This is a genomic window from Kocuria sp. UBA1838, assembly GCF_002338785.1.
Taxonomy (GTDB): Bacteria; Actinomycetota; Actinomycetes; order Actinomycetales; family Micrococcaceae; genus Kocuria; species Kocuria marina.
Map to the genome: position 1 here is coordinate 1 of NZ_DDIY01000005.1, position 21,157 is coordinate 21,157.

At 69.4% G+C, this 21,157-nt stretch carries 18 protein-coding genes, 1 tRNA gene and 2 pseudogenes; 14 read left to right on the forward strand and 7 right to left on the reverse strand.

All coding sequences use genetic code 11. The features are described 5' to 3' along the window. Positions 1-660 precede the first annotated feature (660 nt). A complete protein-coding gene (locus tag B3I25_RS01775) occupies positions 661-1,359 on the reverse strand; it encodes a response regulator (protein WP_286737627.1) in 699 nt (232 codons plus the stop codon). Continuing rightward, on the reverse strand, positions 1,356-3,074 hold the full coding sequence (locus B3I25_RS01780) for a sensor histidine kinase (RefSeq protein WP_286737628.1): 1,719 nt from the start codon (positions 3,072-3,074) through the stop codon (positions 1,356-1,358). Before B3I25_RS01780 ends, B3I25_RS01775 begins: the two co-directional genes overlap by 4 nt. A 172-nt stretch (positions 3,075-3,246) precedes the next feature. Between B3I25_RS01780 and B3I25_RS01785 the strand changes: the two genes are divergently transcribed. The 10 genes from B3I25_RS01785 (at position 3,247) to B3I25_RS01830 (ending at position 12,954) form a co-directional block, all read left to right on the forward strand. Continuing rightward, entirely contained in the window at positions 3,247-4,677 is a 1,431-nt protein-coding gene (locus tag B3I25_RS01785) for a cation:dicarboxylate symporter family transporter (RefSeq protein ID WP_144996936.1), read from the forward strand. 176 nt (positions 4,678-4,853) lie between these two features. After that, positions 4,854-5,741, forward strand: coding sequence for a ParA family protein (locus B3I25_RS01790; RefSeq protein WP_064847382.1), 888 nt, complete (start codon positions 4,854-4,856; stop codon positions 5,739-5,741). Between the two features lie 13 nt (positions 5,742-5,754). After that, positions 5,755-6,672 carry a segregation and condensation protein A gene (locus B3I25_RS01795; RefSeq protein ID WP_286737629.1) on the forward strand — a complete coding sequence of 306 codons (918 nt, stop codon included), beginning with the start codon at positions 5,755-5,757 and terminating at the stop codon, positions 6,670-6,672. 48 nt (positions 6,673-6,720) lie between these two features. Further along, the gene (gene scpB, locus B3I25_RS01800) at positions 6,721-7,434 is read left to right on the forward strand and encodes an SMC-Scp complex subunit ScpB (RefSeq protein WP_369795636.1); all 714 of its coding nucleotides are present in this window, start codon (positions 6,721-6,723) and stop codon (positions 7,432-7,434) included. A 7-nt stretch (positions 7,435-7,441) separates the two neighbouring features. Then, the gene (locus B3I25_RS01805) at positions 7,442-8,524 is read left to right on the forward strand and encodes a pseudouridine synthase (RefSeq protein WP_144996930.1); all 1,083 of its coding nucleotides are present in this window, start codon (positions 7,442-7,444) and stop codon (positions 8,522-8,524) included. After that, positions 8,521-9,630, forward strand: a complete 1,110-nt coding sequence (locus B3I25_RS01810; RefSeq protein WP_098055211.1) for a prephenate dehydrogenase — start codon at positions 8,521-8,523, stop codon at positions 9,628-9,630. The genes B3I25_RS01805 and B3I25_RS01810 overlap by 4 nt, the downstream gene beginning before the upstream one ends. Then, positions 9,630-10,370, forward strand: coding sequence for a (d)CMP kinase (gene cmk, locus B3I25_RS01815; protein ID WP_064847386.1), 741 nt, complete (start codon positions 9,630-9,632; stop codon positions 10,368-10,370). The genes B3I25_RS01810 and cmk overlap by 1 nt, the downstream gene beginning before the upstream one ends. A 2-nt stretch (positions 10,371-10,372) precedes the next feature. Continuing rightward, positions 10,373-11,917, forward strand: coding sequence for a ribosome biogenesis GTPase Der (gene der, locus B3I25_RS01820; RefSeq protein WP_098055213.1), 1,545 nt, complete (start codon positions 10,373-10,375; stop codon positions 11,915-11,917). Between the two features lie 135 nt (positions 11,918-12,052). Further along, a tRNA-Pro gene (locus tag B3I25_RS01825) sits at positions 12,053-12,126 on the forward strand. A 75-nt stretch (positions 12,127-12,201) separates the two neighbouring features. Next, positions 12,202-12,954 (forward strand): transposase, encoded by a 753-nt coding sequence (locus B3I25_RS01830; RefSeq protein ID WP_241246740.1) that lies wholly within the window; start codon positions 12,202-12,204, stop codon positions 12,952-12,954. Between the two features lie 152 nt (positions 12,955-13,106). Here the strand turns inward: B3I25_RS01830 and B3I25_RS01835 are convergent, their stop codons facing one another. The 3 genes from B3I25_RS01835 to B3I25_RS01845 all read right to left on the reverse strand — a co-directional run bounded on the left by B3I25_RS01835 (position 13,107) and on the right by B3I25_RS01845 (position 15,494). Then, positions 13,107-14,237: an NAD(P)/FAD-dependent oxidoreductase gene (locus B3I25_RS01835; RefSeq protein WP_193519378.1), complete on the reverse strand. Its 1,131-nt coding sequence runs from the start codon at positions 14,235-14,237 to the stop codon at positions 13,107-13,109. A 141-nt stretch (positions 14,238-14,378) separates the two neighbouring features. Next, positions 14,379-14,681, reverse strand: coding sequence for a putative quinol monooxygenase (locus tag B3I25_RS01840; RefSeq protein ID WP_064847389.1), 303 nt, complete (start codon positions 14,679-14,681; stop codon positions 14,379-14,381). 441 nt (positions 14,682-15,122) lie between these two features. Continuing rightward, positions 15,123-15,494 (reverse strand): hypothetical protein, encoded by a 372-nt coding sequence (locus B3I25_RS01845; protein ID WP_013350234.1) that lies wholly within the window; start codon positions 15,492-15,494, stop codon positions 15,123-15,125. A 592-nt stretch (positions 15,495-16,086) separates the two neighbouring features. On the opposite strand from B3I25_RS01845, the gene B3I25_RS01850 reads away from it, so the two are divergent. After that, on the forward strand, positions 16,087-17,031 hold the full coding sequence (locus B3I25_RS01850) for an alpha/beta fold hydrolase (RefSeq protein ID WP_035964342.1): 945 nt from the start codon (positions 16,087-16,089) through the stop codon (positions 17,029-17,031). Positions 17,032-17,261: 230 nt separating this feature from the next. Then, positions 17,262-17,474: pseudogene (locus B3I25_RS01855) on the forward strand (integrase core domain-containing protein); the annotation flags it as partial. A gap of 12 nt (positions 17,475-17,486) precedes the next feature. On the opposite strand, the pseudogene B3I25_RS01860 reads toward B3I25_RS01855, so the two are convergent. Further along, positions 17,487-17,852: pseudogene (locus B3I25_RS01860) on the reverse strand (DJ-1/PfpI family protein); the annotation flags it as partial. 583 nt (positions 17,853-18,435) lie between these two features. After that, positions 18,436-19,203 carry a hypothetical protein gene (locus tag B3I25_RS01865; protein ID WP_286737631.1) on the reverse strand — a complete coding sequence of 256 codons (768 nt, stop codon included), beginning with the start codon at positions 19,201-19,203 and terminating at the stop codon, positions 18,436-18,438. A gap of 280 nt (positions 19,204-19,483) precedes the next feature. Here B3I25_RS01865 and B3I25_RS01870 point away from each other — a divergent pair, with 280 nt between their 5' ends. After that, positions 19,484-19,957 carry a hypothetical protein gene (locus tag B3I25_RS01870; RefSeq protein WP_286737632.1) on the forward strand — a complete coding sequence of 158 codons (474 nt, stop codon included), beginning with the start codon at positions 19,484-19,486 and terminating at the stop codon, positions 19,955-19,957. 28 nt (positions 19,958-19,985) lie between these two features. After that, on the forward strand, positions 19,986-21,131 hold the full coding sequence (locus tag B3I25_RS01875) for a MalY/PatB family protein (RefSeq protein ID WP_206478440.1): 1,146 nt from the start codon (positions 19,986-19,988) through the stop codon (positions 21,129-21,131). Positions 21,132-21,157: the final 26 nt, after the last annotated feature.

Below are 21,157 nucleotides of genomic sequence, written 5' to 3' on the forward strand. Positions count from 1 at the left end.
ACCACCGGTTGAACCCGGTCAGTCTCGCGGCCCTGGTGGTCGCGGCGGTGCTGGCCACGAGTCCCCAGGCCTAGAAGATCTGGCTCTGGATCGGCCTGGCGCTGCACGCCGTGATGATCACGGTGCTCACCCTGCTGCCCGGCCAGTCCTCGAGCCGTTCGTCCATCGGCGCCGGCGATCCTGGGCGCCGTCGGCAACGGCGGCGGTGGGCTGCGCAACACCGAGTCGTACGGGGGATGGTCGCGGAAGGCCTGGAGACCTTCGTGGCCGTGCGCTTCGAGATCCCCATCATGTTCACGATGGGTCTGGGCCTGTTCCTCGTGGGCGCCTTGGGGTTCCTGGTGGGCCTGCCCCTGGACATCGCGTGCCGCACCCTGTGGGCGGAAACCACGAGCTCCCTGTCCCGTTACGGGACCTCGTCCATGGTGGCCTTCGGCGTGCTCGGGCTGGTGGCCGCGTTCTACGCGCGCCGTACCCGCACCGGGGCCCCTGAAGATGCTGAGGCACCGCGCGCACCGCGGGCTCGTGGCCAGGGTCCACGTCCCGCTCTCACGACGGCGCCGCGAGCGCCGTCGTGCCCGCGCGGAAAGCAGCGCCGTGACCTCCGAGTAGTCCCCCCCCCACGACCGATCGACCACGTGACGGGTGGCGCCGCTGGGTTCAGCGGCGCCACCCGTATTCCAGTTCGGGGCGCCCGGGGGTGCCGTGTCGCGCCCGCCGCTCCACGGATCCCGCCGCGCACAGGTGCTCGAGGTAACGCCGCGCGGTCACGCGGGCCAGCCCCAGTTCACGGGCGAGCTCACCCGCGGAGTGGTAGTCGGGGGCCTCCCGCAGGAAGCCGGCGACCGCTTCGAGGGTGTCGGGAGCGAGACCCTTGGGCGGCGCGGGAGCGGGGCGAGCAACCAGGGCGGCGAAGATCCGGTCGAGCTCCGCTTGCTCGATCGCGGCGTCGTCCGGCGTGGCCGCCGCGAGCACCCGGTGGTACGCGGCGTAGGCCTCGAGCTTGCGCCGCAGCTCGTCGAACGTGAACGGTTTCACGAGGTAGCCCACCACCCCCACCGCGGTGGCGTCCCGCACCGTGGCCACGTCCCGGTGTGCGGTGACGATCAGCAGGTCCACGGCCGCGCGCTGTGCTCGCAGGGCCCGGGCCACCTCGAGCCCGGAGATGTCCGGGAGCGTGAGGTCCAGCAGTACGAGGTCCACCGGGGTCGACGACGCCGCCCGCTCCCGCACCGCGCGCACGGCCGCCGTGCCGTTGCGCGCGACCCCTGCCACCTCGAATCCCGCGCAGCGGGCCACGTACTCGGCGTGCGCGGACGCCGTCAGGGCTTCGTCGTCCACCACGAGCACGCGGATCATCGGTTCTCCTTTCGATCGAGGGCGGGGTGCTGCGCGGGGATGTCCACCGAGAACACTGCGCCCGCCTCGTGGGACATCGTGAGTTCGGTACCCCAGCCCTCCACCGCCCGGCGCACGACGTCCAGGCCCACCCCGCGGGGTGCGTCCGTGGCGGGCTTGGTGGTGACCCCGGGGTCGAAGAGCCGCTCCCGCACGTCCGGTCGGATGCCGGGCCCGTTGTCGGCGACCGTGAGGTGCACGAACCGCCCGTCTCGGGACGGGACGAGTTCCACCTCCACGGTGGGCGGTTCGTTGTCCGGACGTTCGTCCCGTTCGACATCGCTGACCGCATCCACGGCATTGTCGACGAGGTTGCCGAGGACGCTCACGAGCTCGGAGGGGTCCACGGCGAGCGGTGGCACCCGCTCGTGGGTCACGACCACGAGTTCCACGCCGCGTTCGTGGGCCGTGGCGGTCTTACCCGCGAGCAATGCCGCGACGTACGGGTCCTCGATCTCCCGGGCGGTCACACCCAATCGCACTGACCCCTCGAGGGTCGAGGCCGCGAAGTCCCGGGCCTGCGGGTAGCGCTCGAGTTCGAGCAGCGAGACCACGGTGTGCATCCGGTTGGCGTGCTCGTGGGTCTGGGCGCGCAGCCCGGCGGCCATCGTGCGCACGGTGTCCAGCTCGCCGGACATCCTGCTCAGCTCCGTCTGGTCCTGGACCATCAGCACACGCAGCCCGGAGTCCTCCGAGACCCGGGTGCACGAGGCCACCAGGGTGCGTCCTGCCACGGTGCAGCGTTCGTCCGTGAACGTGTCCGCCCGGGCGAGCAGCTCGGCCACGGCCGGGGGCACGGGCTCGGCGGCGGGGCGGCGTCGTCGTCGGGCGATCCCGCGTGGACCCGAGAGACCGCGACCGCGTCTTGGGCTCCCGGGGCCGGAGCGGGCGTTGTCGTACGGCTCGAAGCGGGTGTCCTCCGGCGAGGAGCCGCGCTGCTCGCCGGGGGTGACGCCGAGCAGCTCACCGGCGCGCGTGTTGCTCAGCACCGGGCGGTCGGCGGGGTCCAGCAGCACGAGCCCTTCCCGTGCGCGGGACAGCACCGCGCGGTTGAGCGCGAGACCGCGCACGAGGGATTCGGGGGAGCGCCCGTCCGTGACGCGGTTGAGGTAGCGCGCCACCAGGACGCAGACCACCGAGGCCGCCGCGAGCAGCGCACCCACGATCAGGGCGAGTCCTGGCAGCTCGTGGCGGCTCTCCGCGGCGATCCGGTTCACGAGCACCCCCGAGGACACGAGTCCGATGATGGTCCCATCCCGGTCCCGCACGGGCGCGATCGTGCGCACGGAGGGACCCAGCCGACCCACCTCGGTCGCGGTGTGCACCTCGCCGTGCAGCGCCTGCGAACGGTCGCCCAGGTACTGCTGACCTACGAGGCCCTCGTCGTGGTGGGTGATCCGGGTGCCGTCCGGGGTCATGATCGTGATGAAGTCCACCGCGGTGTCCCGTTCGAGGGTGCTCGTCAACTCCTGCAGCCTCGGGTGGGGGTCGGAGGAGAGCAGTGCGTCCCGCACGAACGGATCGTCCACGAGTGTTCCCGTGGCCACCCGCGTGACCGCCTGGGCCTGCTCCGTGACCCGAGTGTGGGTCTGCCACACCATCACACCGGCCACCACGAGCGAGATGACCACCACGAGCCCCAACTGCAGGGCGAGGAAACGGCGGGCGAGGGACATGGCGGCTCCGAGCGAATGGTGCGGGTCGTACGGGCGGGCAGCGGGAGGTCCGAGGCGGGCACTGTGATCCCGGTCATGAACGATATGACCACAACGCGACGCGGGCGCGGATGGTGCGTGAGGCTGATCACCATTCCACCACCGAACCACCTCCGATCCGTCAGGAGACACCATGTCAGACACGCGCGTCCGGGGCAGCGTCCCCGGGGGAGCCCGCGCCGCGGGCGCCGGTCCGCGGAAGAAGGACCGCACCCACTACCTCTACATCTTCGTGATCGCCGGCGTGGTGCTCGGCGCGCTGATCGGGTTGTTGTTCCCGGACGTCGGTGTGGCGCTGAAGCCGCTCGGCACGGGGTTCATCGCCCTGATTAAGATGATGATCGCGCCAGTGATCTTCTGCACGATCGTGCTCGGGGTGGGGTCCATCGCCCACGCCGCCACGGTGGGCAAGGTGGGTGGGCTCGCGCTGACCTACTTCATCGTGATGTCCACGTTCGCGCTCGCGATCGGTCTGGTGGTCGGCAACATCGTCCAGCCCGGATCCGGACTGGACCTGGCCAACGCGCACTACGACTCCTCGGGGCTGGCCTCCGGGGGAGACCACTCGGCCGAGGGCGGTGCCGTGGGCTTCGTGCTGGGCATCGTCCCCACCACGCTGTTCTCCGCCCTGACCTCCGGGAACATCCTGCAGACCCTGCTGGTCGCGCTGCTCGTGGGCTTCGCACTGCAGGCCATGGGGGAGTCCGGCAAGCCCGTGCTCAAGGCCGTGACCTACATCCAGGCGGTCGTGTTCCGGCTGCTCATGATGGTCATGTGGCTCGCACCCATCGGTGCGCTCGGGGCGATCGCCGCGGTGGTCGGTGCCACCGGCATGAAAGCCATCGTGTCCATGATTGGGCTCATGCTCGCGTTCTACGTCACGTGCATCCTGTTCATCGTGGTGGTCCTGGGGTTGATCCTCAAGCTCGTCTCCGGGGTCAACATCTTCTCGCTCATGAGGTACCTGGCCCGCGAGTACCTGCTGATCTTCTCCACGTCCTCCTCCGAGGCGGCCCTGCCGCGGTTGATCGCCAAGATGGAGCACCTGGGTGTGTCCAAGCCGGTCGTGGGTGTGGTGGTGCCCACGGGTTACTCGTTCAACCTGGACGGCACCGCGATCTACCTGACCATGGGCGCGCTGTTCGTCGCGGACGCCATGGGCAAGCCGCTGGCGCTGGGGGAGCAGATCACGCTGCTGCTGTTCATGATCATCGCGTCCAAGGGTGCGGCCGGTGTCTCCGGCGCGGGCATCGCCACACTGGCCGCCGGCCTGCAGTCCCACCGCCCGGACCTCGTGGACGGCGTGGGATTGATCGTGGGGATCGACCGCTTCATGTCCGAGGCCCGCGCCCTGACCAACTTCTCCGGTAACGCGGTGGCCACCCTGGTGCTGGGCACGTGGGTCAAGCAGGTGGACAAGGACCGGGTGCGCCGGGTGCTCTCGGGTGCCGAGCCCTTCGACGAGGAATCCCTCACGGTGGACCCGCACGGCTCCCCGACCGCCCCGGAGCAGGCCCTCGAGGGACATCCGGAATCCCGGCCCGTGACCCCGCGGGAGCACTGACTCCCCAGGTCACGCCGCCGAGCCCCCGTACCGGGCCCCACCGTCACCGCGGTGGGGCCCGGTGCATGTCCACGTTCGTGCGGGGGAGCGCAGCTGGTACCGGTCGGGTGCACCCCCGGGCGGTAGGGTAGGGCGTTGAGACTTGAACGGACGCCCAGGAAGGAAGGCTGTCGCCCGTGAGCAACGCCAGTGATGAGACGCCCCAGCAGAACCCGGCGTCGGACGCCGTAGGCCCCACCGGCCGCCCCGTGCGGACCTTCCCGGACCCGCCCGAGCTCACGGAACACGGCCCCGCCCGCATCATCGCGATGGTCAACCAGAAGGGCGGGGTGGGTAAGACCACGTCCACGATCAACCTGGGGGCCGCGCTCGCCGAGCTGGGGCGCAAGGTGCTGCTCGTGGACTTCGACCCGCAGGGCGCGCTGTCCGCGGGCTTCGGGTCCAACCCCCACGAGCTGGACCTGACCATCTACAACGTCATGATGGACCGTTCCGTGGACGTGTGGGATGTGGTGCAGCAGACCCATGTGGAAAACGTGGACCTGTTACCCGCCAACATCGACCTCTCCGCCGCGGAGGTCCAGCTCGTGACCGAGGTGGCCCGCGAGCAGGTGCTCGCGTCCGCGCTGCGCAAGGTCGAGGACTACTACGACGTCATCCTGATCGACTGCCAGCCGTCCCTGGGGCTGCTCACGGTCAATGCGCTCACGGCCTCCCACGGCGTGATCATCCCGCTGATCTGCGAGTTCTTCGCGCTGCGCGCGGTCGCACTGCTCGTGGATTCGATCTCTAAGGTCCAGGAGCGGATCAACCCCAAGCTGCAGATCGACGGCGTGCTGGCCACCATGTTCGACTCCCGCACCCTGCACTCGCGCGAGGTCATCGCGCGCATCGTGGACGCGTTCGGGGACAAGGTCTTCGACACCGTCATCAAGCGCACCGTGAAGTTCCCGGACGCCACCGTGGCCGCGGAGCCGATCCTCAACTTCGCGAGCAACCACCCCGGTGCCGAGTCCTACCGTCAGCTCGCGCGCGAGCTGATCTCGCGCGGCGGGGCGCCGTGATCCCCACGCACTCGTGAGCACCGTCGAGCTCGAGGCGAATGCGGCGTCGGGTGGGTCCTCCGGCGAGCCGTCGGACGCGCCGTCCGGGGCGGCCGCGGGTTTCACCGTTGCGCTCGAGAACTTCCAGGGTCCGTTCGACGTCCTGCTGTCCCTGATCGCCAAGCACGAGATGGACATCACCCAGGTGTCCCTGTCCGCGGTCACGGACGAGTTCATCCAGTACGTGCGAGAGTTGCAGGAGATCGCCTCGCCCAAGGCGCTCGACGAGGCGAGCGAGTTCCTCGTGGTCGCGGCCACCCTGTTGGATCTCAAGGCGGCGCGCTTGTTGCCGCGCGGCGAGGTCGAGGACGAGTACGACGTCGAACTGCTCGAAGCGCGCGACCTGCTGTTCGCACGCCTGCTGCAGTACAAGGCGTTCAAGGAGGTCGCGGGGCAGCTCAACGCGCGCTTCGCCGCGGAGTCCGTGCGGATCCCGCGCCACGTGGACCTGGACCCCGCGGTCGTCACGGCCCTGCCGCCGCTCATGTGGACGCTCACACCCGGTCAGCTCGCGCACCTGGCCGTCGTGGTGCTGGACCCCGAGCGGCACGTCCCTGAAGAGGTCGACGTCGCTCACCTCCACGGCGCGCGGGTGCGGGTCGCGGACGAGGCCGAGACGATCGCCGAGGCGCTGCGGGACGGCGAGGAACACACGTTCCGGTCACTGATCGCGGACGCGACGTCCACGCTCGTGATCGTCGTGAGGTTCCTGGCCCTGCTCGAGATGTACCGAGACCGGGTGGTGCGTATGCGCCAGGACGAGGTGCTTGGACCCCTGCTCGTGCGCTGGGACGGCTCCGACGACTGGACCGCCGATTCCCTGAGCAGCGAGTACACGGGCGCGGAGGCGGATCCGGCGGCGAGCGCCGGGGAACAAAACCTGGGAGAATGATTCCCGCACAGGATCGGTGTGAACCGTACCGAAGGAGATGATGAGCGCGTGGCGGAACCCAGCCCCGCACGACCCCCCAATGTCGACATCGTCGACACCCACGACTCGGAACAGCCCACAGGGCTCGACGACGCGCAGTTGTATTCGGCCCTGGAGGCCGTGCTCATGGTGGCCGCGGCCCCCGTGCAGCTCGAGGAGTTCGCGCGCGTCACGGGCGAGCCCGTGCACCGGGTACGCAGCGCCTTGGAACACCTCAAGGCCGACTACGACGGCGTGATCGGAAACACCCCAGCGCACTCACCACGGGACGGCGCCGCCGGATATGATGGACGGTCGGCCTCCCGTGACGACACGGTGCCCGCCGCCCGCGTGCGTGGTTTCGAACTGCGCGAAGTGGCCGGCGGGTGGCGAATCTACTCCCGCAGCGAGCATGCGCAGCTCGTCACGGACTTCGTGGTGGAGGGCAGCAGCTCGCGGTTGTCGCAGGCCGCCCTGGAGACCCTGGCCGTGGTGGCCTACCTGCAACCGGTCTCCCGTTCCCGCGTCTCGGCGATCCGCGGCGTGAACGTGGACGGCGTGGTACGCACCCTGGTGCAGCGCGGGCTGCTTACGGCCCACGAGCGCGAGGAAGCCACGGGCTCCGTCCTGTACTCCACCACCCCGCTCTTCCTGGAAAAACTCGGTCTCGGCTCGCTGGACGAGCTCCCGGACATCGCACCCCTGCTGCCGGGAACCGACCAACTTGACGACATAGAGGACTGATCGACGCATGGCACAATCACGCAACAACCCATCCCGCGGCGGGGGAGCCCGCGGCCCCCAGGGTCGCGGCAAGGGCTCCAAATCCGGGCCCAAGGCCGGCTTCCGCTCGGGTCCCGGTAAGGCCTCCGGATCCCGCTCGGGCGACGCAGCCGGGCGCGGCTACTCCAAGGGCCCGGGTGCCGGGCGCGGCAAGGCGGCGGGCAAGCCCAAGGCCGCGGCGTCCCGCAAGGGACCCCAGAAGCCTCGCGCGTTCGCGGGCGTGGACAAGTACGAGCGCCGCGCGGCGGCGATCAAGGAGCACGGCCCGCACCGGCGTCGTCGTCCCAAGAACCCGCCCGTGGACCGGCTGGAGGTGCACGACGAGAACGGCGTGCGGCTGCAGAAACTCATGGCCCAGGCGGGCGTGGCGAGCCGGCGCGTGTGCGAGGAGATGATCCAGGACGGGCGCGTGTCCGTGGACGGTGAGATCGTCACCGAGCTGGGCGTGCGCGTGGATCCTGTGCTGCAGGCCGTGCACGTGGACGGGATGCGCATCCAGACCGACGAGAAGCTCGTCTACTACGCGTTCAACAAGCCCGCCGGTGTGGTCTCCACCATGGAGGACCCGGACGGCCGGCGCTGCGTGAGCGACTTCCTGGACCCGCGCAAGCACGAACGCGTGTTCCACGTGGGCCGCCTGGACGTGGAGACCGAGGGTCTGCTGCTGCTCACCAACGACGGCGAGCTCACCAACCGCCTGACCCACCCCTCCTACGAGGTCCCCAAGACGTACCTGGTCCAGGTGCACGGGCCCGTGGAGAAGGGCGTGGGCAATCAGATGAAGCAGGGCATCCGGCTCGAGGACGGCGATGCGAAGGTGGACGACTTCCGCCTCGTGGACTCCACCCCCGGGCACGTGCTCATTGAGGTGGTGCTGCACTCCGGGCGCAACCGGATCGTGCGCCGCATGTTCGACGCCGTGAACCACCCCGTGGAGAAGCTCGCGCGCACCCACGTGGGCCCCATTGCGATCGGGGACCAGCGCCAGGGCACCGTGCGCAAGCTCTCGCACACCGAGGTGGGCAACCTCCTCGCGTCCGTGGGGATGTGATCGTGGTTCCCGTGACAGCATCCACGACCGGACCGGTGCTGGTCATCGGTTCCGGTCTGCTCGGGGCGAGCATCGGCCTGGGCCTGCGGCACCTGGGTGTGAGCGTGTACTTGCGGGACTCCTCGCCCACCACGGAGGCCGTGGCCCAGGACATCGGCGCGGGGCGCAGCGTGCGCGCCGCGGGCGGGGACGTGCCCGAGCCCGTGCTCGTGGTGGTCGCGGCCCCTCCGGACGTCGTGGCCGAGCTCGTGGTGCAGGCACTGACCGATCACCCGGGTGCCACGGTGCTGGACATCGCCTCCGTCAAGGCCCCCATCCTGGCCGCCGTCACGGCCTCCGGTGCGGACCTCACCCGGTACGTGGGGACCCACCCCATGACCGGGCGGGAGAAGTCCGGGCCCGTGGCCGCGCGCGGGGAGTTGTTCACGTCCATGCCGTGGGTGATCTGCCCCGGTCCTGAGACCGGTGCGGGCGCCATCACGGCGGCGAAGAACCTCGCGGTGGACCTCGGCGCCACGATCACGGTGTTGGACCCCACCGAACACGACGAGACCGTCGCGCTGATCTCCCACGTACCGCAGGTGATGTCCTCCCTGCTGGCCTCCCGGTTGCAGGACACCCCGCTGCACCACCTGTCCCTCGCGGGGCAGGGGTTGCGGGACACCACCCGGATCGCGGGCTCGGACCCCGGTCTGTGGGTGCAGATCCTCTCCGCGAACGCCCGGCCCGTGGTGCGCTCGCTGTACGAGGTGCGCGAGGACATCGAACGGCTCATCGCCACGCTGGAGGACCCGGCGGCGGACGGTGCGCGATTGGACATTGCCCAACTCATGGCCGAGGGCAATGCGGGCCAGGCGCGGATCCCCGGCAAGCACGGCGGGGCACCGCGGGCCTTCGCGACCTTCACCGTGGCCGTGGACGACACCCCCGGGACCATTGCCAAGTTGCTCACGGAGATCGGGGAGATCGGAGTCAACCTGGAGGACCTGCGCCTGGAACACTCACCCGGGCAACCGGTGGGCCTGGTCGTGGCCTCGGTGGATCCCAACCGCCGGGAAGGCCTCGTGGACGAGCTGCAGGAACGCGGCTGGAAGGTGGTGCAGTGATGAACGCATGGGACACGAACGCGCGACTCGTGGTCGCGATCGACGGGCCCTCGGGCTCCGGGAAGTCCTCGGTGTCCAAGGAGGTGGCCCGCCGCTTCGACCTGGCCTACCTGGACACGGGAGCCATGTACCGCGCGGTGACCTGGTGGTGCCTCGAATCCGGGGTGGATCTCACTGATCCGCAGGCCGTCACGGCCGCAACCGAGACCGTCCCCCTGGAGATGGGCACCGATCCCCACGAGGAGCGGATCACGGTGGCCGGGCAGAACGTGCGCACGGCGATCCGCGGTAACCGGGTCACGGACCACGTCTCTGCGGTCTCCACGACCATCCCCGCCCGCGAGGTCCTGGTGCGCATGCAGCAGGACATCATCCGGGACAGCGGGTACCGGATCGTGGCCGAGGGCCGGGACATCACCACGGTCGTGGCCCCGGACGCCCAGGTGCGGATCCTGCTGACCGCCTCGGAGGCCGCGCGGATGGCGCGGCGGGGCAAACAGGTGGGCGCAGCGGCGTCATCGGACCTGGAGGCCCGTGTGGTGGGCAGGGACGCCAAGGACTCCACCGTGGTGAACTTCACTACGGCGCAGGACGGTGTGCACCTGCTCGACTCCTCCGAACTGACCATGGAACAAACGGTGCAGGGCGTGATCGACCTGATCATCCGCGCCACCACACACGACGGGGCGCTCGCCGCGCCTCACGACACGGGCGCCAATGCCCCCGAGGAAGCGAGGTAACCATGAGCGCATCGGACGAGCCCACGGTGGACTCCTACGAACAGTCCGTCCTGGGCGGGGGCAACGAGGACATCTCCCAGCGCCTGGCCGCGATCGACGACGCCGAGGCCGAGGCCCGTGCGCAGGCCCTGCGCGAAGGGCTGGCCGACTACGAGCTGGACGATGAGGACGCCGCGCTACTCGCGGACTGGGTCGACGGCGACGACGAGCGGGACGCCCGCCGCCCCGACCCCGTGGTGGCCGTGGTCGGCCGGCCCAACGTGGGCAAGTCCACACTGGTCAACCGCGTGATCGGGCGCCGCGAGGCCGTGGTCGAGGACACCCCGGGCGTCACGCGCGACCGCGTGTCCTACAAGGCGGAGTGGAACGGGAAGAACTTCACCCTGGTGGACACCGGCGGGTGGGAGCAGGACGCCAAGGGCATCCACAAGCGCGTGGCCGATCAGGCGGAGCTGGCCGTGGAGAACGCGGACGCCGTGCTGCTCGTGCTGGACGTGACCGTGGGGGTCACCGCGACCGACGAGGCCGTGGTGTCCATGCTGCGGCGCGTGACCAAGCCGATCATCGTGGTGGCCAACAAGGCGGATTCCCCGCAGCTCGAGATCGAGGCCACCGCGCTGTGGTCCCTGGGCATGGGGGAGCCGTTCCCGGTCTCCGCGCTGCATGGCAAGGGCTCTGGCGACGCGCTGGACGCCCTCGTGGCGGCGCTGCCCGAGTACTCGGAGGTGGCCGAGGCCGAGCTCGAGGGTGGACCGCGCCGCGTGGCCCTGATCGGGCGGCCCAACGTGGGCAAGTCCTCCCTGTTGAACAAGCTCGCCGGTTCCGAGCGCGTGGTCGTGGACGAGACCGCCGGCACCACGCGTGACCCCGTGGACGAGATCGTGATGCTCGGCGGGGAACCGTGGCGGTTCATCGACACCGCCGGCATCCGCCGCCGCGTGCACCTGCAGCAGGGGGCGGACTTCTACGCGTCGCTGCGCACCCAGACCGCTCTAGAACGCGCCGAGGTGGCCGTGGTGCTGCTCGCCGTGGACGAGGTGCTCTCCGAACAAGACGTGCGCATCCTGCAAATGGCCGTGGACTCGGGCCGCGCGCTGGTGCTCGCGTTCAACAAGTGGGACACCCTGGACGACGAGCGCCGGTTCTACCTGGAACGCGAGATCGAACGGGATCTGGCCCACGTGTCCTGGGCTCCCCGGGTGAACCTCTCGGCCAAGACCGGGTGGCACAAGGACAAGCTGGTCCCGGCGCTGCACACCTCCCTGGACTCCTGGGACCGCCGCATCCCCACCGGGCGGCTCAATGCGTTCCTGGGCGAGATCGTGGCGGCCCACCCGCACCCCGTGCGCGGTGGCAAGCAGCCCCGGATCCTCTTCGGGACGCAGGTGGCCTCCCGGCCGCCCAAGTTCGTGCTGTTCACCACCGGGTTCCTGGACCCCGGTTACCGCCGGTTCATCCAGCGTCGGATCCGTGAGACCTTCGGTTTCGAGGGCACCCCGCTGGAGGTCACCATGCGGGTGCGGGAGAAGCGCCAGCGCAAGCGCTGAGTGGTTGCCCCTACTGGCTCGGTTTCCAGTCGGCGCGGGCGGCTCGCGAGTCGCTCGCGCCGATGTGAAATTCGGGCAGGGTTGGGGTAATGTAACTCGGGTGTTCGGGGCCGGAAACGGTGTCGAACACGGTCGCGGGATGTGGCGCAGCTTGGTAGCGCACTTGACTGGGGGTCAAGGGGTCGCAGGTTCAAATCCTGTCATCCCGACAAAAAAGCCCAGGTGAGAGCAGGTTTCTCACCTGGGCTTCATCATGTCCGGCGGTCGTTTTTCGTGGTCCCCTTCTGGTCCCCCCGGCGCTCTCGCCGGCGGTCGCCTGTGGCCGAACGGAGCGCCTTGAACCCCCTTCCTTCACCGGACGGGGCACGGTCCGCGGCCGCAGCGTCGAGTACAGCGTGGGATTCGCGATCACCGGAAAGCTCCGCGATGCCATCGATCTGGTCCCGAAGAAGGTCTGGACCCCAGCACTCGATGCCAACGGCGGCGTTCGTGAGGGCGGCGACGTCGCCGAGCTGACCGGCCTCATCGACCCGAAGGTTCTCGCCAAGTGGCCAGCCGGGATGCGGGTGATCGTGCGCCGCGAACGCCCCCACCCCGGCGCGCAACTGTCTCTGTTCGAGGAACGCGACGGCTGGCGCTACGAAGTCTTCGACACCAACACCACGGCCGGCCATCTCGCCTTTCTCGAGGCCCGGCACCGGGCCCATGCACGGGTCGAGGACCGCATCCGCCACGCCAAGGACAGCGGCCTGGGACGGTTTCCGTCGCGGAAGTTCAACATCAACCAGACCTGGCTGATGATCACCCAGATCGCGGGCGACCTAACCGCGTGGACCCGCCTGCTCGGCTGCAGCGGCTCCGCCGCCATGTTGGCAACCTGCGAGCCGAAGGCGCTGCGCTACCGATTCCTCCACGTGCCCGCCCGACTCGCTCACAGCGCACGCCGACGTCGCCTTAAGATCCCGGGGTCGTGGCCCTGGGCAGCCGCGATCGTCGCGGTCTTCGCGCACATCGCCGCCATCCCGCAACCGGCCTGAGCTGGCCGGTGCGCCCCCGACATCACCACCCGGAGAACCGCAGCCCGACAGCGCCAGCCAGCCCGTCGTCGTACCCGCAGTCACTCCGCACACGGGCGCACTCGACCACACGGCTCCGACACGATCCCGACCGCCGTCATGAAAGACCGGGGCTAGCCCTGGGCCTCGCCGAGGCGCGCTTCGGGCGTGAGCTCGGCGCGGAGACCGCCGCCGGTCGCAGCCCGGGCAAGAGCGCGACCCAGTGCAGGTGCCTGCTTGAACAAATTGTGACCGGCCACGAAGAAGACAGAGCCTGCCTCCCACACGGCCACGCCGTCCTCACTCCACGGGAGGTCGGTCACCCAGCAGTGGAGGAAGTCGCGCGGCTCTGGGTGGAGACCGGGCAGCGCCCGTGTCACGTATTCGCGTGCGCGTTCGTCCAGCGATCGAATCGCCGCCGGGTCGATGAAAGTTCCGTCGTCGCGGACGCCGACGGTGTCGCTGAGTCCGACCGAATAGCTGCTGTTGCCCGGTAGCGGCGTGGCGTAGACGCCGACTTCGCCGAAGACGCCGCTGCTGTCCTGCAGGCACGCGACTCGTGCCGGGGCGGCGGCTTTCACGTCGAAGGTCAGCCGTACGTGTGCGGCGAGGCGAACCGGCAGCGACAGGCCGACGCTGCGTGCCAGGCGGGCGGTTTCGCGGCCGGCGCACACGACCACCTTGGAGTAGACAGCCCGGTCGGTGACGCTGCGCACCTCGACCGTCCCGTCGGCGCGGGGATCGATGGAGATGACCTCACCGGTGGTGATCGCATCTGCGAGAGCACCCGTGAGTGCCGTGATCGCGGCGCGGGTGCGGATCGCGCCGCCCGACTCGTCGAGCACCGCTGGCCCCGAGTACCCAGCGAGCAGCGGCATCCGCTGGGCGACCTCGGCCGCGTCGATCTCGTGCGCTTCCACGCCGCCGACCTGGTCGAGCACCCGCAGCCGCGCCAGGGCGCTGTCTCCGATCGCCAGGACACCGTCTGATGAGACCAGCTCGACGTCGAAGTGTTCGGCCCACTCATCCCATACGCCGCGGCTTTCGCGCGCGAAAGCGACCAGTCGCGGGTCGTCATGGGCATGCCGGAAGATCCGCGACTCGCCTGCGGACTGACCCGTCCCGGGCAGACCAGCCTCGTACAAGCGCACCGGCACGCCCTGCTCCCGCAGCGCGTACGCCGTGGACAGACCGACGATCCCGCCCCCGATCACTGCTACCTCGGGTGAACGCGTCGTGGCAACGCCGTCGTCAGTTCCTGTCATCGCGGTTCCTCGATCCGTTGGTGATTAGCGATAGGCCGCAAGAGAAGGGGCCGCTGCCACGACGTCAGCGGGCTGTGTAAGCCCGAAGTCACCGCGCGCAACGACCCCTCCTCTCTGGGCCAGTACTCCCGGTCTGTGGTGTCAGGCGGGGAGTTTGGAGCCCAGGACGTCCAACTTCTCGATCGTGGGCTCGCTGAACAGTTTGCCGGTCTGCTCGCCGAGAGCGGTGGCAACTGCGCCGGACAGGTGCGCGTCGCGGCCATCGTCATCGGGGAACACGTCGAAGATCCCGAAGGAGGATGGGCCGAGACGGATCGCGAACCATGCGACGGTGGCCGGTTCCTCCTCGACGAGCCCTCGCCCGATGCCGAGGAATTCCTGGACCTCGTCTTCCTTGCCGGGCAGGGCCTCCAGCCTGACAAGCAGTCCCTTAGTCACGCTCATGACATCACCTCTTCCCGGGTCGAATTGCTCGCAAATTTCGCCCCCATCGTATCGCAGAACGCAGGCAGGTCATCGGGCGAGCGGCTGGTGATCAGGTTCCCGTCCACCACGACGTCCTGGGCCGCCCCCGGCATCTCGGGGAACGTTCACAGTGTTCTCACGCGAAGGGACGCTGCTGCACGACGCGGAGAAGAGGTGCCAGGCCGCCCCGCAACACCGCGCGGGTCCCAGGATCACCGAGAGGCTGCCGCCGAATTCGATGGCCGGGCCGAGTGATTCGACCCATGAGGGCGCCGGTCCCGGACTCACCCCCGAGGGGCGGAGCCGACATGCGGCGACGGCGCCACCCTCGCAAGGGTGACGCGTCGCTCGGCCGGGCTCGGCGATGCAGGCCCGCCACAGGTGGGCGTGGTGGTGATGGCCACGCCCACCTGTGGTCGCTCAGGAGCGGGCGAAGAACATCTGGTTGACGGACTTGTTCGCACCCCAGGCGGAGGTGGGGCGGGCGCCCTTGCCGAGCTCCCACGCGATCGTCACCGAGCGACCACGCGTGATGGAACGCAGGCGCGAACCGGTGTGCACGTCACCCACACGCGAGGACGTCTTGGCGTTGATCACGGCCATGACCTGCGCCTTGCTCGCGTCGGCGGGCACCCGCACCGTCACGAACTGCCAGTTGTTCGCGCCCCAGAGGGCGCGGTCCTCGCGGTAACGCAGCACGCCGTCGTCGTCGAGGCGCGCCACGACCCGGGCCTGAGCCGCGGTCTTGGGCATGTACCGGTCCACCTGGAAGGTGCGCTGCACCGCCTTCACTGCGGGGACGCTCGGACGGGTCGTCGGGCGCGTGGTGGGCGTGGTCGTGGGGCGCGTCGTCGGCGCGGGCACCGTAGTCGCGGGCGACGTGGGCCGCGGCGTGATCGCCGGGACCGAGGTCGTCGGCGCCGGGCTCGTCGGCCGGGGGGCCGTCGTCGGGTACACGCAGCACCGGAGCGGGGACGCCGTTTCTCCATGTGATGTCCCGTGTCGCCTGTCTGATCGACCCCGGCCTCACCTTCCTTAGCCGCGATGCCGAGGCCTGGTCCACGTTCTGCGGGCCGTCCGGGCGTGGACGGGCACGCCCGGCGCCGGCACAGAGCGTCCGAAGTGCCACGGGGCGGGCCGGCAGGCATGATCCGGGCGGGACGCGGCCCCCCCACCGGGGGTGACCCTGCCGGGCCGCCGGGTCCGGACCCGGTCACGCGGCTCTCGGGACGGGCTGGGCGCGTACCTGCCGCTCTCAGCGCCCGCGACAGGGAGTTCCGCGAGTGGGCGACGGAGGTCGGGGGCCGGACATCCCGTTGTCGGCAGGTACGGTAGGGTCATACCGTCGAGCTCCCCGCCCGAGGGGCATGACGAGGAGGTCAGCATGGCTCTGCGCGAACTCGAGTTCACGTCGCACAACGGCACCGACACCATCCAGGCCTGGGTGTACGAACCGGCGGTCACGCCGGTGGCGGTGGTCCAGCTCATCCACGGTCTCGGCGAGCACTCCCGCCGGTACCTGCACATGACGGCCGCGCTGGTGGATGCGGGGTTCGTCGTGGTCGCGGACGATCACGCGGGTCACGGTCGGACGGCGATGCAGTCGGGGACGTGGGGTGACGCCGGTGACGAGTCGGCGACGGTCATCGTGCAGGACGAGGTGACGCTGTACCGGAAGGCCAAGGAGCTGTTCCCCGACCTGCCGTACGTGGTGTTCGGCCACAGCCTGGGGTCGATGATCGCGCGGGCGCTGGTGCTGCAGCCGGGTGTCGAGGTCGACGGGCTCGCGCTGGGCGGTATCGCCGTGGGCATGCGCGGTGTCGAGTCGACGCTGGATCGCGAGGCCCTGAAGGCTGCCGTGGCGGCCGACGGTTCCGCCCCCGCTGCGGATGCGTTGGTGGGCCAGCTGTTCGACGGCTTCTACGACCGCCTCGGCCCGGACTTCGGCCCGACGGACTGGGTGGCGCGCAACGCGGACGTCGTCCGTGATCACGGCCGCGACCCCTTCAACAACTTCGGCGCCCCCTTGAGCAACCGGTTCCTGCAGGGCTTCGTCGACGTGTACGACCAGGCCAACGGCGACGACTTCTTCGACCGCCTTCCGCAGGTTCCCGTCGCGATCTTCGCGGGCGCGGAGGACCCGGTGACCAACTACGGCGAGGGTGCGCGCGAGGTCGCCCGGCGCCTGGAGGAGAAGGGCCACGACGTCGAACTCCACATCTACCCCGACGTCCGCCACGAGGTTCACAACGAGCCCGAGACCCGCGCCGAGATGGAGAACTCCCTCATCGAGTTCGTCCACCGCGCCGCCGGGCGGGACGACGCCTGACCCCCGAGGCGCACCCGGCCGCTCGCGCCCAAGCACCGTGACGGGGCCCTGCCGTGAGGATCGTCTCTCGGCAGGGCCCCGTCGGTGATGTGAGGTCTCAGGCCATGACGGGACGCACGCGTCGCCCAGCGAGGGGCTCGTCCATGGTGACCTCGCGAAGCGGAGGATGTCGCCGGTGGCGCAGCGAGGGCGAGAGGCCTGGCCACGGGTGACCTCGCCGAAGTGAAGGCGAGGATGCCGAGAGCAGGCTCCGCGACGAGTGCCTGAACATCAACAGCTTCTACTCGCTGCTCCACGCCCAGGTCGTGATCGGCGACTGGAAGACCGAATACAACCACGACCGCCGGCATTCATCGCTCGGCTACCTCGCACCCGTCGACTACGCTCGGCAATGCACCCATCAATCGGAAACCGACGACTCGCACAGCGACCGGACCGAATGAAGGGGGCGGCCCACGGCCTTCGACCACACCGGCCTCGATCAGCGTCCACGGCCCGTGACAGATCGCCGCAACGGGCTTGCCGCTTTCGACGAACTCGCGGACGAAGGAGACCGCGTCGGGGTCAACCCGGAGTTGGTCGGGATTCACCGTGCCGCCCGGGAGAAGCAGGGCGTCATAGTGGGTGACAGAGGCGTCCGCGACCAACCTGTCAACGGTGAAGGTGCCTGCTGCCTCCAGATCGTTCTCACGCGCCTGAATCTCACCGTCATGGATCGACAGCACCTCGGTCTGCGCGCCAGCCCGCTCCAGTGCCTCGCGGGGCTGTTCGAGCTCGACTCGCTCGACCCCGTCGGCGGCGAGGAAGGCGACTCTCCTGCCCTATAGCGTCTCGGACATATCAACTCGCCTTAAGATCCCGGAGTCGTGGCCCTGGGCAGCCGCGATCGTCGCGGTCTTCGCGCACATCGCCGCTATCCCGCAACCGGCCTGAGCTGGCCCGTGCGCCCCCGACATCACCACCCGGAGAACCGCAGCCCGACAGCGTCGGCCGCAAGATCGTCGTGCTGCTCGTGGGCAATAGGTTCCACGCCGTCGTAGCGCCTCTCACGGCTCTGACCGCGAACTGAGCTTGCCCACGAGGGGGACCAGAATCATGCACTCCATGCATCTCGTGACGTGTTCTGCATGATCTGACGCTAGGAATCACGCAGAATCCGGTCTGGCCGGAGCAGTCTGGACGTCTGGGGGTCAAGGGGTCGCAGGTTCAAATCCTGTCATCCCGACCGAGTGAACCGGCTCCGGCCAGGCAGAAATCCTTGGCCGGAGCCGGTTTTTGGTGCACGGTCCCGCTCATGGCTACCACCCGAATTTCTAGTGGCGTTAGAGCACATTTCGGTGCGGCGAAGCTGTTTTAACTTCACTAGAAATCATGACCCGCCACTCGGCCGTTCCTCGTCACTCATCAGGTGTCCCGCGTGAGCCGCACCCATCCGTCGGACAGCGCAGCGCGCAGGTCCGCCTTGCGCGAGACCGCGGGCAGTGCGTGCGAAAGGCATGCCACGGCGTCGTACCCGGAGTGGTCCACGCCCGGCAGGACGTGCAGGTTCGTGTCGAAACCCGCGGCCTGGAACGCGGCGACGCCCTCCTCGGCGGCGCCCAGCGCGCTCCACTCGGGCGGGTTCGTGGCACCGTCCACGTCCTGATCGCCCACCCACCAGTGCATGGCCGTGTTGCCGATGCACGGCCGGGCCTTCTTCTTGGTGGCCACCGGCGCGTTCGCTCCGCCGCCGCCGATGATCACCGCGCCGCCGTGCGTCATCCCGGGAATACCCCGGTCCAGCAGTTCGTAGGTGATGAACTCGGCGCCGCCGCTGTACCCCAGGAGCCAGATGTTGCTCGCGTCCACCTGCGGGTTCCGCTCGACGATGTGCTCGTGCAGCGCCCGGAAGTACTTGCCGTTCGCCTTGCAGTCCTCCCACCACGTGTAGCCGTCGCCGGAGCCGTCCTCGTCCGGCGTGTTCACGGCCACGAACATGAGGTCCCGGGCCCGTGCTGCCACCGCGAGCCGGGCCAGATCGCCCTCGTCCGGCCAGTTGATGGACGTGTCGTCCAGGTCCCAGTAGTCGCCGTCGAAGTAGTACATGATACCCGCGGTGCCCGAGTCCCACACGTGGTACCACGAGCTCAGTCCGTTCGGCGCGGTGAAGTCCACGAAAGTTTCCGGTGCCACTGTCCCCCCCTGAGATGATCCGCCCCGATTCCCCCGGCACGGCGCGTACCCGTCCAGTATGCCGCGCACGCACGGCGGACGACGACGCCGCACCCCTCTGTTTTTACTGAGCTAAGCGTGATTCGGTGCACCAAAGCTGCTTTTGCTGCACTAGAACATGGGGGTGGCAGGCGGGGCGGCGCAGGTGATCGGGTAAATGTTTACGTCATGTACCCACTCGGGTGTGACCGTGCGGAGCTCAGCATGCTTAGGTGGGAGGACACGACGAAAGGGGTATCCCATGACCAACGTCATCACTACGTACCTGCAGGACCACCACGCCGGATCGGCCGCGGGGGTGGATGTGTTCCGCCGTGTGGCCGAGGGTCACGGGGACCCGGAGGTGCGGGAACAGGTCGAGCGACTGGTCCCGGAGATCGCCCGCGATCAGAAGTCCCTGGAGGACATCATGTCCATGGTCGGGGCCAAGCCTGCCCTGCACAAGGATCTCCCTGCGAAGGCGGGGGAGAAGCTCGCACGCCTCAAGCCGAACGAGCGGATCAAGGAACGTTCGCCGCTGTCGGACATCGAGGAACTCGAGGGTCTCGTGGCCGCCGTGCACGCCAAGGGCCTCGGCTGGCGGCTGCTCCTGGAGGTCCCGGACGAGCGGTTGGACAAGGACCTGTTGCAGAACCTCTACGAGCGCGCGCAGGAGCAGGAGAAGACCCTCGAGTCGCTGCGTCTGGGCCAGGCCAAGAAACTCACGGAGTCCTGAGGACCAGACAGTAACGGGAGGAGGGACCATGACGACCGCCGATGACATGCCCGCCCTGCGACGTCGTACGAGCGCCAAGTGGCGCACGTACCCGCGGGACGTGTTGCCCATGTTCGTCGCGGAAATGGACTTCCCCACGCCGCCGGCCATCAAGGCGGCGCTACAGAATGCGATCGAGAACAGCGACACCGGGTACGCCACCCCGACCGACCGCGGCGCCGCGGAGGCGTTCGCGGACTTCGCCGCGCAGCGGTGGGGGTGGCGCCCGGACCCGGCGCGGATCTCCTACACCACGGACGTGAGCGTGGTGATCGTGGAGTCGCTGCGCCGTCTCATGGCGCCCGGCGACGGCGTGATCATCACCCCGCCCGTCTACCCGCCGTTCTTCGACCTCGTGGTCGAGGCCGGCGGGCGGGTCGTGGAGGTCCCGCTGCTCGACGACGCCGCGAGCTACCGTCTTGATCTGCGCGGCATCGACGCCGCCCTGCGCGCGGGTGCCCGCGGCGTGCTGCTGTGCAATCCCCACAACCCCGTGGGGCTCGTACATTCCCGCGAGGAGCTCGAACGGCTCTCCGAGATCGTGGCCGAGCACGACGGATTCGTGGTCAGCGACGAGATCCATGCCCCGCTCACGCATCACGGGACCAAGTTCACGCCATACCTTTCGGTGTCCGATGCCGCGCGCGCGCACGGCGTGGCCGCGGAATCGGGGAGCAAGGCGTTCAACCTGGCCGGTTTGAAGACTGCCATGTTCGTGGTGGATTCCGAACCCATGATGCGGTGGCTCGAGCAGTTGCCGGACGAGGTGTCCTACCGCACCGGCAGCTTCGGCCTGCTCGCCACGCGGGAGGGTTTCCGCAACAGCCTCGACTGGCTGGACGAGACGATCACCGCGATCCAGGACAATACCGAGCTGCTCGAGCGCGAAGTGAGCGAGAAGCTCCCGGGCGTCGTCGTGCGCCGAGGTCACGCGACCTATCTCGCGTGGCTCGACATGCGCGCCCTGGGATGGGGCGATGATCCCGCCGCCTACGCACTCGAGCACGCCGGGGTGGCACTGTCCAATGGACCCATGTTCGGTGGCGCGGGCAAGGGCTTCGCCCGGATGAACCTCGCGTGCGCGCCCGAGACCGTCGTGGAGGCGGTAGACCGGCTCAGCGGGGCCGCACACTGACCCCGGGTGGCCGTTCCGGGCGCTGA

Bases quoted from the DNA above. Each gene is read 5' to 3' on its own strand.
- B3I25_RS01775 (WP_286737627.1), bottom strand. From the start codon at position 1,359: ATGATCCGCGTGCTCGTGGTGGACGACGAAGCCCTGACGGCGTCCGCG.
- B3I25_RS01780 (WP_286737628.1), bottom strand. From the start codon at position 3,074: ATGTCCCTCGCCCGCCGTTTCCTCGCCCTGCAGTTGGGGCTCGTGGTG.
- B3I25_RS01785 (WP_144996936.1), top strand. From the start codon at position 3,247: ATGTCAGACACGCGCGTCCGGGGCAGCGTCCCCGGGGGAGCCCGCGCC.
- B3I25_RS01805 (WP_144996930.1), top strand. From the start codon at position 7,442: ATGGCACAATCACGCAACAACCCATCCCGCGGCGGGGGAGCCCGCGGC.
- cmk (WP_064847386.1), top strand. From the start codon at position 9,630: ATGAACGCATGGGACACGAACGCGCGACTCGTGGTCGCGATCGACGGG.
- der (WP_098055213.1), top strand. From the start codon at position 10,373: ATGAGCGCATCGGACGAGCCCACGGTGGACTCCTACGAACAGTCCGTC.
- B3I25_RS01835 (WP_193519378.1), bottom strand. From the start codon at position 14,237: ATGACAGGAACTGACGACGGCGTTGCCACGACGCGTTCACCCGAGGTA.
- B3I25_RS01840 (WP_064847389.1), bottom strand. From the start codon at position 14,681: ATGAGCGTGACTAAGGGACTGCTTGTCAGGCTGGAGGCCCTGCCCGGC.
- B3I25_RS01850 (WP_035964342.1), top strand. From the start codon at position 16,087: ATGGCTCTGCGCGAACTCGAGTTCACGTCGCACAACGGCACCGACACC.
- B3I25_RS01870 (WP_286737632.1), top strand. From the start codon at position 19,484: ATGACCAACGTCATCACTACGTACCTGCAGGACCACCACGCCGGATCG.
- B3I25_RS01875 (WP_206478440.1), top strand. From the start codon at position 19,986: ATGACGACCGCCGATGACATGCCCGCCCTGCGACGTCGTACGAGCGCC.